At 60.3% G+C, this 4,198-nt stretch carries 1 protein-coding gene; it reads right to left on the reverse strand.

Going from position 1 to position 4,198, the window contains the following annotated elements; all coding sequences use genetic code 11:
• Nucleotides 1–370 precede the first annotated feature (370 nt).
• Nucleotides 371–2,044 (reverse strand): MFS transporter, encoded by a 1,674-nt coding sequence (locus tag CQ13_RS07400; protein WP_057842349.1) that lies wholly within the window; start codon nt 2,042–2,044, stop codon nt 371–373.
• Nucleotides 2,045–4,198: the final 2,154 nt, after the last annotated feature.

A 4,198-nucleotide genomic window follows, 5' to 3' on the forward strand; every position in this document is an offset into this window, starting at 1 on the left:
TCGGTACAGCCGGTCGTGATCAATCGGAACGCCCGGTCGCGATCGCTCGGTACGCAAGCTCGATTCAAGGCCAAAAAACTAAGCCGCCTAGAATGGTGACATTTACATTGGATGGGTGTTTCGCATTGATTTGCGGCCGGCCAAAGATCGTCCGGCCGCCGGTGTGCCGGGCATGTTGGGGTCGGCAAGTTCGCTGCGCATGACCCACCGCTCCCCGGCCGTTTCCTGACAATCATAGCGCGCTGGTAACGCAATGCTCGCGGGTGGGGGATGCCTCGATGGTGCGCTCTGGTTCTCGCTGGCAGCAAGCTAGGATGCACGAGAGCCGCTTCAAACAGAACTTCAGATCCTTTGGTCTCATTGGCGCCTGTTAATGCATCCCGCTATGCTTGCAATCAACAGGCCGGAGTTCGTTCGCGGCACGGTCGGGCACGTCTTCTTTCCAGCGAACAGATCCGAAGGGGCGCTCCAGCATGCGGCGGACACGCACGGGCTCAGGGCCGATATGGAAAGCAATCGCCTGACGGTCCAGCGCGCGCTCCGACTGGGTCGAGCGACTGCGTTGGCGTAAGTAATCCAGCCATGTTGGGCAGTGAAAGCGCTCGGTCCATAGCTCGGGATCAGCGATGTCGCGCGCGAGCGACCAGCCATAAGCGCCGTTACGCTGCCGGAACAGCTGTACGTCCTGCATTAGATTGTGGAATGCCCATGCGTTCTCTTGCGCGACTCGATATTCAACCTCAACGACGAGCGGCCCGCTGCGCCCAGTGAGCGGAAGCAGCACCTTAGGATCGGCCAGCACCTCGGTTTTCTCCTCACGCGCGACAATGCGCGGCATCTGCAGCCAGAGCCCTAGGACCGGTGAGGCTATTAGCAGGGCGGCTGAGACTAGGAGTGCCGTTTCGACGCCGGCGGTATCAGTCAGATGGCCCCAGGCCCAGCTGCCGATGGCAATCCCGCCTGAGCACGCCGTCTGATAGGCTGCGAGGGCGCGGCCCGCGACCCAGCGCGGCGCCGATAGCTGCACGCCAATGCTGAAAACCATCCACGTGATCATCCACACGGCGCCCGCAAGGACCAGCGCGACCGCTGTCACTACCGTCTCGCGGCTTAGCGCCACAGCGGCCACCGCCCCGCCCATCGAGAGTGCGCAGGCGCGGATCGCGGCCTCGCCGCTCATCCGCTTGCGAAGCTCGGTGATGCTGAGCGCACCGATGACCGCGCCCAGACCGAAGGCGCTGAGCATGACGCCATAGATCTGCGCGCCGGCATGCAAGAGATCGCGTGCGACCAGCGGCATTAGTGCTGTGATCGCGCCGCCGATCACGCCGATCACCGCGGAGCGCGTCAGCACGATCTTGATTGACGGCGAATTGGTGATGTAGCGCACTCCGGTAATGATCGCGCGGCTAAGCCTTTCAGGCGGCAGGCGCGAGGGTTCGCGGATGCGTTTCCATAGGAGGAGCGCGAGCATGAGTGGCAGATAGAGCAGCGCGTTGAGCGCGAACGCCGCCACCGCACCCGAGGCCGCAACAACGATCCCTCCGATCGCCGGGCCCAAGCTGCGCGCGATGTTGTAGCTAATGCTGTTCAGTGCTACCGCCGCAGGTAGCGTATCTAATGGCACCTGCTCGCTGACCGAGGATTGCCAAGCCGGTCCCATCAGCGCCATAGCGCTGCCGAGGGCAAAACAGAGTGTCAGTAAAATGTTCGGCGTTACCAGGCCGAACCAAGCGAGCGCCGTCAGGATGGTTGCGCTGGCGAATGCAATACCGAGCGAGAGCAGCGTGACGATGCGGCGGTCGTGCATGTCGGCAATGGCGCCAGCGGGAATCGCGATCAGCATCACGGGCAGCAATAGGGCTGTCTGCACCAGCGCGACGTTGTTGGCCGACGACGTCATCTCAGTCATTGCCCAGGCCGCACCGACGCCCTGGACCATGATGCCCAAATTGGAAAACAGGCTCGCCAGCCAGATGTGCCGGAATGTGGCATAGCGGAGCGGGGCGGTGATGCCGTCTGCGCGATTAGGCTGGTCAGTCATGCCGGCTCTTGTCTCGCCTGCGATGGCTGCATTCTGGACCGCATCAGATATGGTCCGGGAAGGCTGACCAACAAGCAGGTAAGCATTTTTGCGACCTTCTCTGCTTTGCGCACTTTTAGCATTAATACGTTCTGATGCCCGTTAAGGCCGAGAGCTAGCAACTGGCTGGCGAACCAGGCCTGGAATCCTTCCAACGCCGAACTTGTGTCTCAATCTAGTTTGGATCCCCAATTACGAGGGGACTCCTTAGCTCGAAGATTGACAGCATCGAGGATACTATAGAGGGGGGCGGATTTCTTGCGTTCTGCGCGACTGAGCGCCGAAAAAGCGCAAAATGCATAAACCAGTTCGCGGAGATATGTGCATCAGCATTTTGTCGATCTTCGCAGGAGTGTCGACGAATGGCAAAGCCTCGCGTTGTCGAGCGAAAATGACCGGCGTATTGGGCGTTGCCCGAGCTCGCTCCGGTTGGACTCCGCCGCTCCCGCCGTGATTCGGATCCAGCGGGCACTACGTTAAACGCCAAGGCGACAAACTCAGGGGAACGATTGAGGCTAAGGGCGTTTCTCTTGCGGACTAAACGCGAGTGTGTGTCGACATCCGGACCCCATAGTCGGACTAAATCCGTCGAAAATGGCGCCCGATCGTGGAATTTTAGGCGCTAATGCGCCGCGGCTCATTGCCTGAATCGGTATTGAGAGATAGCTACAGTAAGCGAAAAGGCAAACAATCCAAAACCACAGACGGATGTGATTGCAGCTCATCTATTTCAGGCATCCAGTGCTGTATCCAGCACCCAGCACTGCGCATCTTCATTGCCTTCCTTACAACAGGGGCTGAAGGTTTTCCTGGGCTGCACGTCGGCAACGGCGCCCCCGAACGGATGTGGAATCCGTTGCGACTGGACGATTGCTGTTGTTTCCACGCCATAGTCTCAATTGTGCTATTGGCAGTGTCCCGGCTTGCGTCCCACAGATTTCGCCCGGGGGCGTCGCTCATAACGCGACTACGGTTACACCGCTGTAGTCAGGGGATCGGGGCTGGATGAGGAGACCGTGGAGGGTTGGCGCCTTTCGGCTCGCGCAGGGCTATATGTCACGGCATCGAGAGTAACCGGTACTCAGAGATGCGCGGCGAGCAAGCGCGCGTCCATGCGGCTCAAGGAGGGCGGCGCATGCGACATCCGATGCGTGCCTTTCATCGTCGTTCAATACACGAATAATCCGCTGATCAGGCTCATAGTAATGCACAACACATCTTCCAATGATATGGCTGCCTCTGCAGAGCATGAGCGGTCGGGCTGGGTCGGCAGCCATTGAACAAGATTCAATGCCAGCCGGGCGGCAGCGCCGCCGCAGCGGCGGGACTGGGATGTCCGGGTGTCACGGCCGTGTCGCGGACAGAAGTCGGAGCCGGTGGTATCCCAAGCGCGGCGGGTTCTTGCCGCCTGTACCGCTGCCGCGCCGCATATGGGCCGGAGGGGCGGATCGACTATCTGGCCCCTCTACCGGTCGGATCTGAAGCGACAAGGGTTCGCGAGATCGTACGAATCGATAACAAGTCGGGTCGTCGCGGTAATCTCGTCTTCGTGACGATCCGCGACACGACCGGCTTCGCCTCCAATACGTGCCTCGTTGAGGAGCAGGACGGAGCACAGCAACCCGGAACCTTGGCCCCTGTTTCTCGAGCCTGCGCCAACAGCCGCGAACTGGAGCTGCGAAACATTCTCCTGACCCCGTGCTGCTGTTCCGGTATTCGGCATTGGCGCGCAGCTATGCGGGCAAGCGCGGTGTTCGGTTGAGCCCCGGCTGAGTTTGTTAGGACCAGTTATCCTTTTAGGGCACCCGAGAAATTGTCGCATGAACAGCTCTAACCGACCGCAGACACCGTCCTCGATACTGCAGCACACACTTGGCGGCCCATATTCTTGCATTAACGAGGTCAAGATACCCAAGCTGATAGCCGCCCGTCCGCGACCCGAAATGCAGCAGCCTCATTCGCGGCAGTCCGAGCGGCACCAAACGCGCGAGCGGCGAAAGGAAAACGCGGCATCTACCTGATCTGGCGTCTAACCGCGGGCAGCGCCCAGTTCGACCCGGCGCCTAGTCTTACTGAGTCAGAGTGTCGCGGTCTTTGTCGACAGGAATCATATAT

The organism is Bradyrhizobium retamae (genome assembly GCF_001440415.1).
Taxonomy (GTDB): Bacteria; Pseudomonadota; Alphaproteobacteria; order Rhizobiales; family Xanthobacteraceae; genus Bradyrhizobium; species Bradyrhizobium retamae.

Excerpts from the sequence above, each read along its gene's own strand:
- CQ13_RS07400 (WP_057842349.1), bottom strand. The coding sequence starts at position 2,044 with ATGACTGACCAGCCTAATCGCGCAGACGGCATCACCGCCCCGCTCCGC.